The organism is Sphingopyxis sp. A083 (assembly GCF_001468495.1).
Taxonomy (GTDB): Bacteria; Pseudomonadota; Alphaproteobacteria; order Sphingomonadales; family Sphingomonadaceae; genus Sphingopyxis; species Sphingopyxis terrae.
In genome coordinates, this window is the sequence record NZ_LNSK01000012.1 from 15899 (window position 1) to 31370 (window position 15472).

7 protein-coding genes are annotated in these 15472 nt (G+C 60.8%); 2 read left to right on the top strand and 5 right to left on the bottom strand.

Translation table 11 applies throughout. From position 1 onward, the window contains the following. Positions 1-25: 25 nt before the first annotated feature. The 5 genes from ATE59_RS15425 to ATE59_RS15445 form a co-directional block, all read right to left on the bottom strand. Complete coding sequence (locus ATE59_RS15425; RefSeq protein WP_082657452.1) at positions 26-3541, bottom strand: DEAD/DEAH box helicase family protein; 3516 nt, start codon at positions 3539-3541, stop codon at positions 26-28. Further along, positions 3538-4068 carry a hypothetical protein gene (locus ATE59_RS15430; RefSeq protein WP_058813194.1) on the bottom strand — a complete coding sequence of 177 codons (531 nt, stop codon included), beginning with the start codon at positions 4066-4068 and terminating at the stop codon, positions 3538-3540. The genes ATE59_RS15425 and ATE59_RS15430 overlap by 4 nt, the downstream gene beginning before the upstream one ends. A gap of 3 nt (positions 4069-4071) precedes the next feature. Then, positions 4072-5238 carry a restriction endonuclease subunit S gene (locus tag ATE59_RS17665; RefSeq protein WP_082657453.1) on the bottom strand — a complete coding sequence of 389 codons (1167 nt, stop codon included), beginning with the start codon at positions 5236-5238 and terminating at the stop codon, positions 4072-4074. Further along, on the bottom strand, positions 5235-6794 hold the full coding sequence (locus tag ATE59_RS15440) for a type I restriction-modification system subunit M (RefSeq protein ID WP_058813196.1): 1560 nt from the start codon (positions 6792-6794) through the stop codon (positions 5235-5237). The genes ATE59_RS17665 and ATE59_RS15440 overlap by 4 nt, the downstream gene beginning before the upstream one ends. Before the next feature lie 195 nt (positions 6795-6989). Continuing rightward, positions 6990-10418, bottom strand: coding sequence for a P-loop NTPase fold protein (locus tag ATE59_RS15445; protein WP_082657454.1), 3429 nt, complete (start codon positions 10416-10418; stop codon positions 6990-6992). A 722-nt stretch (positions 10419-11140) separates the two neighbouring features. Here ATE59_RS15445 and ATE59_RS15450 point away from each other — a divergent pair. Then, positions 11141-13522 carry a TonB-dependent receptor gene (locus tag ATE59_RS15450; RefSeq protein WP_082657455.1) on the top strand — a complete coding sequence of 794 codons (2382 nt, stop codon included), beginning with the start codon at positions 11141-11143 and terminating at the stop codon, positions 13520-13522. A 134-nt stretch (positions 13523-13656) separates the two neighbouring features. Further along, on the top strand, positions 13657-15411 hold the full coding sequence (locus tag ATE59_RS15455; RefSeq protein ID WP_058813199.1) for a hypothetical protein: 1755 nt from the start codon (positions 13657-13659) through the stop codon (positions 15409-15411). The last annotated feature ends 61 nt before the right edge of the window (positions 15412-15472 follow it).

A 15472-nucleotide genomic window follows, 5' to 3' on the forward strand; every position in this document is an offset into this window, starting at 1 on the left:
GCCAAGAAACGCCGTGAGCACCGTCCTAAAGTGCAATGTCGATCCGGGGCTCGAATTCTGCAAGAGTATCGACGATCGTTGTTACCACGTCTCGTTCAAAAACGTCGCTGACGCCGTTCGGCGCGCCATCTGTGAAGGGCGGTTCGTAAAGCAGTGCCGCGTCCATCGTTCCGGAAGCGGTCAGGTGGTCTAAGATCTGCTCGACGAAATCGATCTGTCGAGCTGACAATGTCACCTTGCTCAATGCGCTATTGAAGGCTGCTCGGGCGGCGCCACGGTCAAGTCCAACGAGAGAACGAATGAAATCAGGTAAGTCTGGCAATTCGCGGACGCGTTGAAAGTCGTCATTTTCGGCGACGCCGGCATCGACGAAGAGCTTCTGTAACTCATCAAGATCGCTCTGGGTCAGCGGACGCCCCTGCCGAAGTCGCGCGATTGTCACGTGGTTGGAATGGGCGTCAACGTAGGCGCGAGCTTTTTTTCGGAACTGCGCCAGTGACGATGCGCCGCCAAGGTCGACGAGATCAATCGCCCGCTTTTCGCCCATGGTGTCGGCAAGGTTGGTGTTAATGACCACCTGCTTTCCCGGCTCAATCAGGTTCATCAAGGAGCGCAAACGGCGGCGGACCTCTTCGACCATGTCGGCCGTGGCGCCGGTCCACCAGTCACCCGTTTGAACTTCAAGGATCAGTTCCATCTCGCGCGCGACATCAGGCACGGCGGCCTTGGCTTCCAACTGGTGAACCTGCTTGACCAACGCCTTGCGCAACGGTTCGAATGTCGCGCTGCGTAGCATGGCGAGCTGGATGCGCATGCACAGCAGGTCGAAACGCTTCGCGTCGGTATCGGTGTCGGTCTCACTCGTCGGCAGACCTGCCACATGTTCGGAAAGTTCGTGGCGATCCTCATCGCCAAGGCGGTCCCAATTTTCGGGCGACTGGAACTTTTCAACCCACCGGCGCTTGGCACGCACGACGAAATTGTCCAACGGCATGCCTGCGACTTCGCGGGTCAGGTGTTCGCGGATGCTTTGGTATAGGCCACCTACGGGCGGCGCCGCGGAGCAAGAGTTGCCCGGTTGGAGCAGGCCGAGCAAATCAACGCGGGCATTGAACAGTCGTTCGCCGAGCGGCGCGGCGGCGCGGGCTTCGAATCCCTCGATCTGGGCGTTGAAGAAATCGAGATTGCCCAGATAGTCGAAGACGTAGAAGAACTCTTTGTCGGAACGATTGCCGTCCGCATCGACGAAAATATCTGGCCGCAGCCGCGTGCCGCGGCCGATCATCTGCCAGAATTTCGATTTCGACCGGACGATCTTGAAGAACACCAGGTTTAGGATGTCGGGAATGTCGATGCCGGTATCGAGCATGTCGACCGACACCGCTATGTGCGGTGCCTTTTCCGGCACCTCGAATTCGTCGATCAGCGCGTGGGCGTATTTCACCTTGTTGTCGATTAGCTTGCAGTAAGTCCCGCGCAGCGCCGGATAGTTCGCATCGAAGCGTTCGACGATGAATTCAGCGTGGCGGTGGTTCTTGGCGAAGATGATCGTCTTGCCGAGCAGATCCCCGCCGGCCACCTTCTGACCGTCCTCCATCAACTGCTTCAGCATCTGGTCGATGGTGTTCTGGTTGAACAGCCAGTCGTTGACGTCGGCGGCATCGACGCCGTCGGGCGGACCATCTTCGCCCCAGTCGAGCGCATCCCAGGCTTCCTTGTCCTCGTCGGACAGGTCATCATATCTGATGCCGTCGCGCGGGAATTGCAGCGGCACGTCGATTGCTTTCGGCGGCACCAGGAACTCATCGCGCACGGCCTGCGGCAGGTCATAGGCGTCGGTGGGCACGCCGTCCTCGAGCGCGAAAAGCGAATAGGTGTTCTTGTCGATCTCATCCTTGGGCGTGGCGGTCAGACCCAGCAGCGGCGCGTCGAACCAGTCGAAGATTGCCTTATATTTTCGATAGACTGATCGATGCGCCTCGTCGATGATGATAAGGTCGAAAAAGCCCGGCCCCATGCGTTGCCGACCATCCTGACGAGCGCGCTCGATCAGGTTCATCATCGTCGGATAGGTGGAAACGAAAATGCGCCCGTCGGCATTGGGATCAAGGATAAGGTTGACCGTCGCGGCAGTCGGCAGGTGCTTTTTGAAATTGCCCGCCGCCTGGCGAACGAGCGGCACGCGATCGGCGAGGAACAGGATGCGCTTGGCGTAGTTCGCCCGCATCAGCACGTCGGAAAGCGCGATGGCGACACGCGTCTTGCCTGATCCAGTAGCCATGACCAGCAGCGCTGTGCGCTGGTTTTCGCCGCCATGGTCGCCGTCCTCAAACCGATGACAGACGGCGCGGATCGCCTTTTCTTGATACGTGCGACCATCCCCGCCCGCGATCGCGCGGTTGGTCGGCACCTGCGCAAGCGGTGCGCGCGTTGCGCGACGCTGGATCATCAGCGCCAGTTCGTCCTTGGTGCGAAAACCGGAAACGGGCCGCGGCGGATAGCGCAGATCGTCCCAGATCCAATGGTCATAGCCGTTGGTGTAAAAGATCACCGGGCGCTGGCCGAACTGCGCCTCCAGGCAATCGGCATAGAGCCGCGCCTGTTCCTTGCCCTCGCGCGGATCCTTGCGTGCCCGTTTGGCCTCGATCACCGCGAGTGGCTTGCCGTCATCGCCCCACAGCACATAATCGACGAAGCCCGCACCTTTGCCATCGGCGCTGCGATCATTGGGCATGCCGTGGACGGGGAACTCGACATCGCGCGCATCGGCGAGCGGCCAGCCCGCTTCGCGCAGCAGCACGTCGATGAACTGGTCGCGAGTGGTCGCCTCGTCATAGTCATGCCCGGCATCACGGCCTTCGTTGGCTTGGCGAAGCGCGGTCATCTGCGCCTTCACCGCAGCGAGTTCGGCCTCCAGCGCGGCGCGGGTGTCGGCATCGGCCAGCCGCGCCTTGCGCTCCGCTTCCAGCGCCTCGCGTGCCCTTTCTGCACGCTCTTCCAGCGTCCGGACCTGATCGGGGCTGGTCTGAGCACCCGTATCGGCGCGCGGCAACAGATCCGCGGAGAAAGCTAGCTCGGCGGGCGGCGGCGTCTGGGAATAGCGGGTAGCGAACCACAGGCCGATGTGGAACAACTCGCGCAAGGCACTTACCGCTTGGGCAGGCGCGAACTGCCCCGGATGCGCCGCGCGGTTGCCGATCTTGCGCACCAGATCGATCTTGGTGCGGATCATCGTGCCCGCGAGCTTCAGGAAACTCGGTTCGGCGGTCAGTGCGGCGAGGTGATCGTCATAAGGCGCCCGCAGCGCCGAATCGTGGTCATAGAGCCAACGGACCATCGCCTCGATCGCGAGGCGGGCGTGAACAGCGGCGCCGCGCGGATCGGGCAGCGCCTGCCGTTCGGCCATGGCGACGTGGTCGGCCATAAAGGCGAAGGGAGCGAGGAAGGCAAACTGGGCGGCAGGTTGCTGCTCGAACGGCTGCGGAGTGGCCGACCCCCGGATCGACAACGTCTTGCGCCCGCCCTGTTCATCTTGGCTCATACGGCTCGTCCCAGTTTGGGGAAGTGCTCGGAAAACGCTTTGAGCACTTCCTGCCAGCGCGCGGGATCACCAACCGGCTTCCACTTCACCGTATTGAGCACGCGATAGCCGGCGACGTCCAGCGCAACGGCGAGGTCTCGTTCATATGCGCCGACTTCGTCCCGCAGCGGACGATGGAGATCCATCAATTCTGCGTGACGCGACTTGCGCTCTTCAATGTTTGCTGGGCGTTCGACCTCGGGATGAATGGGGCCATGAGAGATTAGGTGGAATGTGCATTCCTCCAGCGTCAGCCCTTTGCCGACCAGGTGCTTGCGCAAGGCGCTCTGGTTTTCCAGCGAACCGAGGTGCTGGCCCATCCGCGTGTAGGGAGCGCTGGCATTCGGGCTGCTGTTGTCGCCGGTCCGGCCGACGTAGAGCCAAGGCTCCGGCTCGCCCGCCACCTTGACCTCCCAGACATAGAGCCAGAAGCCGCGACGCAGCATCGCACCCGGTAGCGTGAGCCGATAGGTCGCTGCCGTAGTCATACGTCAGAGTTCCCCGCGAAAGGCGCGATGTTGGAGGGAGGCGAAAAGGGATTCATATTTAGATTGCTCGACCTTGAGGCTTTCTTCCTGAATCCAAGTTGCTTCAATAAACCGACGGAATTCAAGCTGCGTTTCGTATTCAACCTCCGGGAGCGGGAAGGATTTGAGCTTGGACCAATAGACCGCCCAAACGCTGGTTGTGCCGCTCTTGCGCTTTTCCAATTCACGCGCACCTGCTCGTGACCTGAAATATGCTTCCACGAAAACGGGGTCCCATTTTTGATTAAAACGAATTCGCATGATGTTATTATTGAAAACCGCGCCCGGCATTCCGCGAAAAATTGCCGTCTTCCCCACAAGATCACGAGAGTTGCGAGTGTTGAAAAGCAGGTCCCCATCGACCAGTGCGTAACGTTCCAATTCCAAGCGGTCCGCGTCGGTTTTTTGAACGAGTGCGGGCACGAACTGGCCGTTTCGCGTGATGGCATCCATTCTCACATATGGGTACGCAAATTCGTTGCCGAACTCTTCTGCATCCCGGACAAGTCCAATGAGCGTGTCCTTTACGGCATCCTCCAACGGCACCGTTCCCTGAACTTTGCCAAACGCCTCATCGAATTTAGCCTGCCCGAGGTCGGAGAGGCGGGAGAGAGATTGGCGGCGCAGGCGGCGCAGCGCGTCCGCCTGATCCAGGATCGCCGCAATTCGCCGCTGCTCCGGCACGGGTGGAAGAAAGATCGCTGTGTCTTTGATTGTGCCTTGGCTAATGTTCGGCTGAGCGCCACCGACGCCTCGACCAATTAATTCTGGCGCTTTGGCCTTCAATGCGTGAAACAGGTATTGCTCGTCGGCCCGCTTTGGATCGGGAACTATGTGGCAGACCGCTTGGTTAGTTGTTGCAGTAATACCTAGTCGGGCAACTCGGCCAACCGTCGCGCCATACATCGCCACCAACAGCGCGCCTTTTGGGGCGAGCCGCAGAGACGTTTCGCGCAAAGCTTGCTCGGTTACGCTTTCTTCCGTCGTTGTGATCAGCGTTTCGCGCAGTTCGCCGGACTTCACCCAGGGAACACTGCCTCCGTAATAGGCATCCTGCTTCTTGCGAGAAGGAGTGGTCCCGCTGCCAGTTTGGCAAAACTCAGCAATTGGCACTAATTTAGCAATGCTCACGCTAGCATCCCCTCGAGCGCCGTCAGCCCCTTGGCGATCTCGTCCTCCAACGCGCGAAGTTCGCGGATGATGTCGGCGGGGGCGGCGTGCTCCACCTCGGCATGCACCACTTCCTTGTAGCGGTTGATCGAGAGGTCATAGCCTGCCGCCACGATGTCCTCGCGCGCAACGCAGAAGCTCTGCGCGGTGCGCGGGTTTTCGCACTCGGCGCCGGCGCGGTTCGCCCAGCGGGCGAGCAGGTCGGGCAGGTTGTTCTTCGCGTGTTCTTCCTCGGACAACGCGCGCGTGGGTGCAGGGCCGAGCAGGCTCTCGTCCAGTAGCGGGTTGCGCTTGTCGTCAAGGCTCCAGCCATCGGCAGCCATGTCGTAATACCAGACCTTGTCGGTGCCGCCGCGCCCGGTCTTGGTGAACACCAGAACCCCCGTGGACACGCCCGCATAGGGCCGGAACACGCCCGAGGGCAGCGAGATGACCGCCTCCAGCCGATGTTCGTCCACCAAGGCCTGGCGCAGCCCCTTGTGCGCCTTGGACGATCCGAACAGCACGCCGTCGGGCACGATCACCGCCGCGCGCCCGCCCGTCTGCAGCATGCGCAAGAACAGGGCGAGGAACAGCAGCTCCGTCTTCTTCGTCTTGACGACCTTTAGCAGGTCTTTCGAACAGCTTTCATTATCCAGACTGCCAGCGAACGGCGGGTTGGCCAAGATCATCGAATAGTGGCCAACCTCATCGCCACCACCTTCGGCCAGGCTGTCGCGATAGAAGATGCGCGGTTCCTCGATCCCGTGGAGCATCATGTTCATCGCGCCGATGCGCAGCATTGTCTCATCGAAATCATAGCCGGTGAAGGCGGCGCTTTCGAAATGCTTGCGGCTGTCGGCATCGTAGAAGACGCCTGGATGTTCGCGGCGGACGTGTTCAGCCGCCATCATCAGAAATCCTGCTGTGCCCGCCGCTGGGTCGCAGACCGTATCGTCGGGTCCGGGGTTCATCAGTCTCACCATCAGGTCGATGATGTGCCGCGGCGTTCGAAACTGCCCGTTCTCCCCCGCGCTGGAAATCATGGAGAGCAAATATTCGTAGACGTCGCCCTTGGTGTCCCGATCGTCCATCGGAATCTCGTCAAGCCCTTGCACCAATTTATCGAGCAGTGCGGGCTTGGTGAAGGCCAGCCGCGCGCCTTTCATGTGATGGGCCATCACGCTTTCGGAGCCGCCCAGCGTGCGCAGAAACGGCATCACGTGATCGGCGACGATCTCATACATGCGCTCTGGCGGCTCGTTCTTGAACCGCGACCAGCGCATCAGTTCATAGGGACAGCCATCAGGGAAGCCGGGGGTGCCGAGCTCGTCTTTCCCTTCAGGAAATACGCGGCGGGCGAGCGGACGTTTGAGCTGCGTCGCCTTGGCTTCCTCACGGGTCTGGATCTCGTCGATGCGCTTAGCGAAGAGCAGGTAAGTGATTTGTTCGACGCCGGTCAGCGGGTTGGACACACCGCCTGACCAAAGGGAGTCACGCAGCTTGTCGATCTGGCTGCGAATGGTGCCGGTGAGCATGGGTTATTCTGCCTCTAAGTCTTCAAGAATCTGCCAGAGGTGCGTCCAGAGCCGGCGGCGCCTCTCGGCAAGTTGCCTTGATGTCCATTAATCTGTTCGCGCACTTCGGCGATGTCGGCAAGCCGAGTCTGGGTTTATACATAATCGTCCTTCGATGGCACCGGCAGCGAGAAGCCGTGAAACTAGGTCGCACCGTCAGCGATGCTGGTTCCCGCCGCCGCCAATTCCTAGCCGTCCCCGCAGCGCCGCGATCTCGCTCGCCATCTCTTCGACCGCAGCCTCTGCCTCAATTCGCTCGATGAGCGCGCTCCGCGTCGCCGGCGGTGCGGCGGCAACGATCGGCGCGAGGATCGTGGCGTGCGCGTCGATCCAGCGCCTGCCATTGGGGTCATCGAGCAGGCGGATCAGTATATAACGAACTAGCTTGTCGGGCTCTTCACCGAATGCGCCAAGCTTGAGTAACTCGCTGCCGCCCGCGTCGAGGATAGAGCCAAGACCAGCGATCTCATCCCCCGAAAGGAGGCGATCGCGAAGGCGGCGAAGTAACATGCTGCGCTGGCCGGGAGTTAGAAATTCGCCGAGCGCGAACCAGTCGGCATTGATGCCAGAAAGCGTGGCGACTGCTTCATCCAGCGCGTCGTGAAGGGGTTCGCCCACCTCGACCGTCTCGTCGAAAGTCGAGCGAAAGAACAGCGCGAGACCGACCGGAGCCGAGCGCTCGCGCACACCTGTCGCCCAGCCGTCGGCATCGACCGCCATGAGCCGCGCCATTATCGCCGACCTTAGTCGCGTGCGGTCGACCGCATCGATCTGCGCGAGGATCGGGGCCAGAAGAAGATAGTTGGGACCCAGGTCGAGCTTGCCGAATTCTTGCCAGAAGCCTGGCCGCCGTGCTGCGTCTGCGACTGCGCGCGGCAGCATTTCGGAGCCTACCAGCGCGTGTAGGTTTTCGGCATTGGCAAGAATCCATGCCGTGGTAAAACCGCCGCTTCCCGCCTTTTCGATATCGAAACGAACAAGAGCGTCGATCAGCGGACCGAGCGATGGCCAGCCATCGCGATCATCGATAAGCCAGTCCAGCGGCGGCTCGCCGAGATAGCGCGCGAGTGCCTCGTCCAGCTCGTTGAGAAGGCTCGGAAAGCGCGCAATGATCTCGTCCCAAGCGTCGCCATCGGGCGGGCCGAAATCGCTTCCGCGCAATAGCATGAGGCCCAAAATGCGCCCCATCGCAGGGGCATTTCCTTGCTCATTGGCCTCACCGAGGAGCCGCGCAAAGGCACCGCCATCGAACGCTCGCTGAACGAGCGCGGAACTTTCCGCCGCTGCCTGGTATAGAAGACCCAATATCTCAACCGAGGGAATACACGAATAATACTCGAGGGAGTTCTGCTCCAGGATTGAGCAGGCGAGATTGGCCACCCCTTGCCAATCGATCTGCTCATCGCCATTCATACGGATCGTATCAGGTGCCGCGAGCACCGCAACTATGACCGGCATGTCGGCTGCCAAATATTCCGCTTGAAGGCCCTTGGTGATCCACTCCGCGATCGAAGCGGCGCCAAACTCGCTGCGAATGCTGGGTCGCAGCTCAGCTGGGAGCGCGACGACCAACTGAAAAAATTCATGGCCCTCCGTCGAAAGCTGGACCTCGGGCATCGGGCGACCGATTAGCTCGGCGGATGCTGCTAACGCCTCCATGGCTTCACCGAACTCGCGCGCTCGATCAGGGTAGATCGGGGTCGCGCCGATCGCCTGTTGAAGCTGCGCTGCGGCACTCAATAGGAAAGCATTGCCGCTCCCCGCCGCCGGAGTAAGGGCTGCAAAGACAGCCGGAAAGTCCTGACGCCATTGCGCGACCGGTAACGCCTGGGGCCACAGGGTCTGCAGTTGCGCGAGCGTGTCGGCCGCCCAATAATCACTGGCGACCGGGCTCCGGGCCAACAGCATCGCCGCATTGGCGATATAGGTCCCGTCGAGTGCAGACCCGCCCGAATCGCGCGGCGGATCGAGCATGATTTCCTCCGCGACAGCCTGCGCGCCCGGACTGGTGACCAGCGTGTCAAATTCCTCCTGATCGAGCGAATGTATCGCTGCAACCAATGGATCTCCGAGCGCTGCCTGAAAAGCCTTGGCAGGCTCGACGCCGAAATGAATGGCGAGCAGTTGGCGCTGCCACTCGATGCCCAGCGCGTCGAGTTCTGGAAAATCTCTTTTTATGAACGCCACCGGATCACGCGCAATTTCATCGCGATGCGCCGCGAACAGGCTCATGGAAAGGAGATGAATATGGGACGCGGGCCACTGGACCGCGATCCCCGCGATCAGATTCACATATTTAATTATCTTGCGCGGCGTCATACGACGGGACGCGGCAACGCCCCGGACGACTTCTTCCGAGCCACCGCGCGGCCGCGCATTCGCGCGCTCGACAAATTTGATCGTCCAGTAAATATTGGGGTCGGTCGCCAGCGTGTCGAGCGCCTCGCGCATTCTCGCACTCAGGAATTCGCGCCAGTCCGACCGCACGGGCTCGCTAACTTGGAAAGTGATGTCGAAAGTCTTGTCTATGAAGGCTTCAGCAAGGTCTTCGGCCTCCTTTACATGCGATTTTGCGATCATGCGCTCGATCGCGGCGCTGTCGATGGGCAGAATCACAGTCGGCGCGTGAAGCCCGCGCGTTTCAAACGCGGCGTTGTTGCCGAGAAATAGGCTGCGGATCGTTCCCCAGAGCTGCATCGCCTCGTCTTCGCCGAGACGGTCGAGATTATCGACGATAACCACGAGACGGCGATCGGCCGATTTGCATGCCGCGAGCAGCTCGTTGAAGGCTTCGCGAAACTCGATCGCCGTGGGGTCGGGACTGATCTTGGTCACATTGACGGCGTTTTCCACCGAGTGGTTGGTAAACAGCGATAGGATCGACTCTGATTCGTGCGGTGTGCGATGGCGCCTCCAGAACCGGCAGCGCAGGATGAACCAGCGTCCGTCGTCCGACTTAAAGCTTTGCAGCCACGGACGCCAAAGGACGTAGAAGAAGATTGCCACCAGTATTGGCGCTGCGACGCACGCGACGGCGAGTAGCAGAAGCTTCCACGCCATTGCCACCGGCGGATCGGCGAACGCGCTTTTGACCAATTCGAAATCGAGGAGTGCCAGTCCGATGGGGACGAGGCCGAGGGACGCGAACAACCATTTCCCGGTGGGCGAGAGATGGCGCGTCGTGTCGGTCTCGGTTTTCTCCGATCGACCTGAAAGCTCGGCGAGCCGATCGTTCCAATAGCGGCGCTCGATCAGCCCCGGAATCGTGTCGAGGTCGGCAATTAGCTCTTCAAGGAAGGCGCGGCGCGGCGGATCATTTTGATGTAACCAAGCGTCGTAGGAGAACACATGGAGGGGGCCTTCACCCGCGCGCGGTTCGAGGTCGGCCCGTAATTTTTGGACGACCGTGCTTTTGCCGCTGCCCCATCCGCCAAGAAGGCCAATTACATTGATATTGGCAGCCTCGCGGACAACGCGCGCAATAGCACCTGCAACTCGCGAGTGCGACCCAAAGGCATCCTCTTCGGCCGGCTGATCGGCTAGAAATCGAATCCTAGGCGCTTCGCCCACCCTGTTATTCGTCATGCCCCACCCCGCTATCGCCGCGATTCTACCCACGCGTGTGCAATAGTTAGGGCTTTACCGATGCCTGATAAAGACTGCGTGGTCCCCGGACTCTCGTGAATCGGAAAAAATGATGCCATAATGGACGAAATCAAATGCGCAGATTATTTTGTTTCGGTCGGCAATGGGCAATCATTGCCGATGTAGGGAATGGCGGACCGATTAATTGTGGGCTTTCGCGCGATCTGCAATCAACGGACTAGGACACCAACGCCTCGGCATCGAGCGCATTCTATGTTAGGGGCTGTTCTATTCATTAGAAGGCGGCCGTCAAGCCGCTCTTCTAACGTGAATTTCCCAATGATCTGAGAGCCCATCGCTTTCATGTCGGGTGCACCAAGTCCCTTACGGCATTTTCACGGGTGTCCGCCCGCTCGAGCGCATCCCAGCGCAGGCGTTGAACTGCATAACATGCGGCTTTCGCACGGGCGTGAAGGTCGGCGTCGGGCTTATGTCTTTCAAAAAATGGCATCTTCGGGCGCGGGCGGTCGTGTCGTCGGCGGCGGCGGGTGATCGGCGCAACAAGTGTCGCTCGCGATATGGCCATTTTGGAATAGTGATGCGTGCATAATCTATTATATCGATATATTGTGGCGACCTATCCATACCCGGCGATCAACAAGGCCAGTGTCGACAGTGCCGCATTTGAAGGCAAAGGCGCATGGCTGCTCGGGAGGTAGAAAATGGGATCTAGGGGGAATCTGCGCTGGGCGCTTCTGGCAACCGCGGCGGCACAATTGACGCCGGCGACGGCATTTGCGCAATCGGCACCCGACGAGGCTGCGGCCGCGGCACCGGGTGACGAGATCGTGGTGACGGCGCGCAAGCGCGAGGAGAGCCTGCAGGATGTGCCGATCTCGGTTCAGGCGTTCAGCAGCGCGGCGCTCGAACGCGCTGGAATCAAGGATTTCTCCGAAGTCGCTTACCGCGTTCCGGGCCTGAAGCTCAGCGCCGAGCGCGCGGTCGATACCGAACTCTTCATTCGCGGCATCGGCTCCGATATTCAGGGCGCGGGCGCCGATGCGGCGGTCGGCATTTTCGTCGACGGCGCCTATCTGTCGCGCGGTACGGGATCGCTGCTCGACCTCTATGACCTTGAACGCGTCGAGGTGCTGAAGGGACCGCAGGCGTTGCGCTTCGGCAAGAGCGTCGTCGGCGGCCTGATCAATTATGTGACCAAGAAGCCCGGCGATACGTTCGAGGGACGGTTCGAGGCGACCTATGGCAATTACAACCGGCTCGACGTCGCCGGATCGGTGCGCGGGCCGGTGTCCGACACGTTGAGCCTGGGTCTTGTCGCCAGTTCGCGCAGCCATGACGGTTATGCGAAGAATCTGCGCGGCGGCGACGAGGAAGACCAGAATATGCAGTCGGTGCGTGCCCAGCTTCGCTGGCGACCGACGCCATCGCTCGACGTCAATCTGGCTGCCGACTACACCCGCCACCGCGACGGGGCGCGCTGGGTCGATATCCTCATTCCGGGCGACAGCGAGGAAGTGACCTATCTCGGCTATTATGCGCCGACGATCGATAGCCTGCCGGGCTTCGTGCTGCCGAACCGCAACGCGCCCTTCAAGAGCGCCGATCCGCGGTCGGGAAATCATAATTTCACGGGTTTCCAGAACAGCGACATGTACGGGGTCAGCGGTACGATCGACTGGCAGGCCGGCGGCGGGCTCAGCGTCACTTCGCAGACCGTCTATCGCGACAGCTCGCTGACGGCGCGCGAAGACGGGTCGGGGATGCTTTTCAACTTCCCGATCGATCCCGCGACCAACGCGCCCGACATCACCTCGGCGATGGTCGCCGGGCTCGACACTTATCTGGCCACCGTTCCCGACAGCTATTTCGACAGCGGCAAGGGCGAGGATGTGACGCAATTCTCGCAGGAACTGCGCCTGCGCTGGGATAATGGCGGCCCGCTCCGTATCGAAGGTGGCGCCTATTATCTGCACGAGAATATCCGCCGCGCCGAGGATGTGAACTTCCTCTTCCCCGACTATCAGGCGATTGAGGAATTCGCCTTCGCCATGGCCTATGGCGGCACCCCCGCGACGCCGTCACCGGGATCGAACCACACCGTCACCACCTCGCGCAACGACAATGTCGGCGTCTTCGGCGAGCTCAGCTACAGCATCACCGACAAGCTGACTTTCGACGCCGGACTGCGCTACGCCTATGACCACAAACGCTATTCGAACAACCGCTCCGGCGTGTCGTTCGAGGGTGAGGCGGTCAATTTCGTGGTCGGCGAAACGCGCAGCTGGGATGCCTGGTTGCCGAGTGCGACGCTGCGTTTCGAACCGAGCGACGATGTTACCCTCTACGCCCGCTATGCCAAGGGCTACAAGCCCGGCGGTTGGACCGGCGAGGATGCGAACACGCCCGCCGAGGCGCTGGTGTCGTTCGACCCTGAAACCGCCAACAGCTTCGAAGTCGGCGCAAAGCTTGCGCTCGCCAATCGGCGCCTGTTCGTCAATGCGGCGGCCTATTATACCAACTATGACAATCTGCAGACCAACCAGTTCCTGTCACCCGGGCCGGGAATGCCGCCCGACAATTTCGTCTTCAATGCGAAGAATGGTACGCGCGCCTACGGCCTGGAGCTCGATTTCCAGGCGCGCATCACCGACGCCTTCACCCTGTCGGGCAATTATGCCTATTCGCGCTGCAACTTCACCGGTGAACTGATCATCGACGACGAGGGAACCGATCTCGACGGCAATACGTGCCGCCGTACGCCCAAACACGCCTTCAATGTCGCCGCCAATCTCGACCAGCCGATCGCCGACAATCTGGTGCTCGTCCTGGGCAGCGATTTCCAATATACCGGCGCCAATTTCTTCGACAATCCGAACACGCCCATCCTGAAGTTCGACTCCGAAATCCTGCTCAATGCACGGATCGGTCTGCGCGATGCCGACGACAAATGGGAAGTGACGGCGTGGGCGAAAAATCTGACCAACGAGCTTAACTTCACCAGCAAGCTCGAACTGTTCGGAACCATCTATTCGACCTACATCCCGCCGCGCACCTACGGTGTGACCGCGCGGTTCCGCTTCTAGGGTCGATGAGGACAACAACGATCGTCATTGCGAGGAGCGAAGCGACGCGGCAAGCCAGAGTTCGCGTAAGCCGCCCTGGATTGCTTCGCTTCGCTCGCAATGACGATGTGGGTCAACGAGAAGGAGGAATCGTAATGAAGCGCGGTATCAAGATCATGGCGGGGACCAGTCTGGCTGTCGCCGCTCTGCTCAGCGCGACCGCGCCTATGGCGGCTGACTGGAGCGGCAGTCATGCCGACGCGCCGATCGACGTTCGCGATCCCTGGCTGAAAGCCTGGATTGCGGTGACGCCCGACAATCCTCCCAAGGATCCGGTGCCGGGCGTCGATTATGGCATGAATCCCGACGGCAGCTTCCGGCATCCCATTGCGACCCGATTGACCAATGACCCGCCGTCCTTTCCGGGGCAGCTCGATCATTGGGACCAGAACAGCTATGCCAAGAATGTGAAGGTCATCGCCTTCTATCCTACGGTGACCTCACCCTGGCATGCGTGGGCGAACGTCGTCGATTTTTCCGGGCGCCGTTATCTTTACACCCACGACCGCGACTATCTGCGCATTCTTGACGTTACCGATCCGCGCAAGGCGAAGATTGTCTGGTCGAAGGGCGGCGTATGGAGCGCCAAGGGGTCGAGCGAGGCGTGGGATCCGTCGGCGGTCACCGATTATTTCGGCGGCGTCACGGTGGCTTGGAGCAAGAAGCTGCAACGCAATGTCCTGGTCGCCTCCTACGAGATCGGTCGTTTCGGCCTGATGGAGGACAAGCGCCGCGAGCCCGACAAGGTCGCCGCGCAGCGGCACTATAATTCGCTCAAGGGTTTCAAAGTCTTTGTTATGAACGGGCCGACACCCGACAAATGGGACCTGATCGCGACGCGGACCACCGACTACAAGCATCCCGATGCGCCCGTGGGCGAACAGCAGGGATCGGGCGCACTCGACGCGGCGACCTGGTTCGGGGGCAAGTATATGCTACTCTCGTCGGCGCCCGACGACAGCTATTCACTCACCGAATATCCCGACTATCTCTATTCGCCCGGCTATCAGGTCTGGGACATGGAGGACCCGGCCGATCCGAAGTTCGTTTCGCAGATCACCGTCCCCGGCCAGCGTCTCGGCGATCCCGAAAGCGAAGCGGCGTACCGCGCCAATCCGCGCGCGGGCAACCGGACGAGCTGGATGGGTTCGCGCTATCCGATCGTGACGTCGAAGCCGGTCGAGGCGGGTGGCAAGATCGGCTTCGGCGGCATGGGCGGCCTCGGCTTCTACAGCTTCGACCTCAGCGATCCGGCGAACCCGAAGACGCTCGGCCATCTTTCGGTGCCGCCGAGCTATGCGGGGACCGAGTTCGACAATGTCGATGTCAGCCAATATGACCGCACCGGCTTCGTTTTTTCCAACGGCTATCCGATGAACGAAAGCTGTTACGAGCCGTTCAAGCCGATCTATTCGATCGACGTGCGCGATCCCGCGCATCCGAAGGTCGCGGCGACTTTCCCGCGCCCGACACCGCCGCCCGAGGCCTCTTTTACCGATTTTTGCCAGCGGCGCGGCAGTTTCGGACCGAAACGGTCGGGCGGGCTGACCCAGCCCCAGCGCGGCCGGCAGGGCCTTGCCATCTATGCCTTTTACAACGCCGGCATCCAGATTTTCGACGTCAAGGACCCGGCAAAGCCGACGATCGCGGGCTATTTCGTTCCGCGCTTCGCCAACGAAAAGGAAATGCCAGACTATACGTTCGGCAATTCCACGTTCGCGGTCTACACCGAATATGACCGCAACATCATCTGGGCCTTTTCGGTGAACGGCGTCTACGCGCTCTCGAGCCCGCTGCTCGGCAAGCCGAACCTCGGCGCGCCGAAAAAAATCTGGCCCGAGCGGAAATAGAAAGTTGTTCGTCACCCCGGCGAAGGCCGGGGTCTCGCCGCGGCGGTGAGGCGCGAGGTCG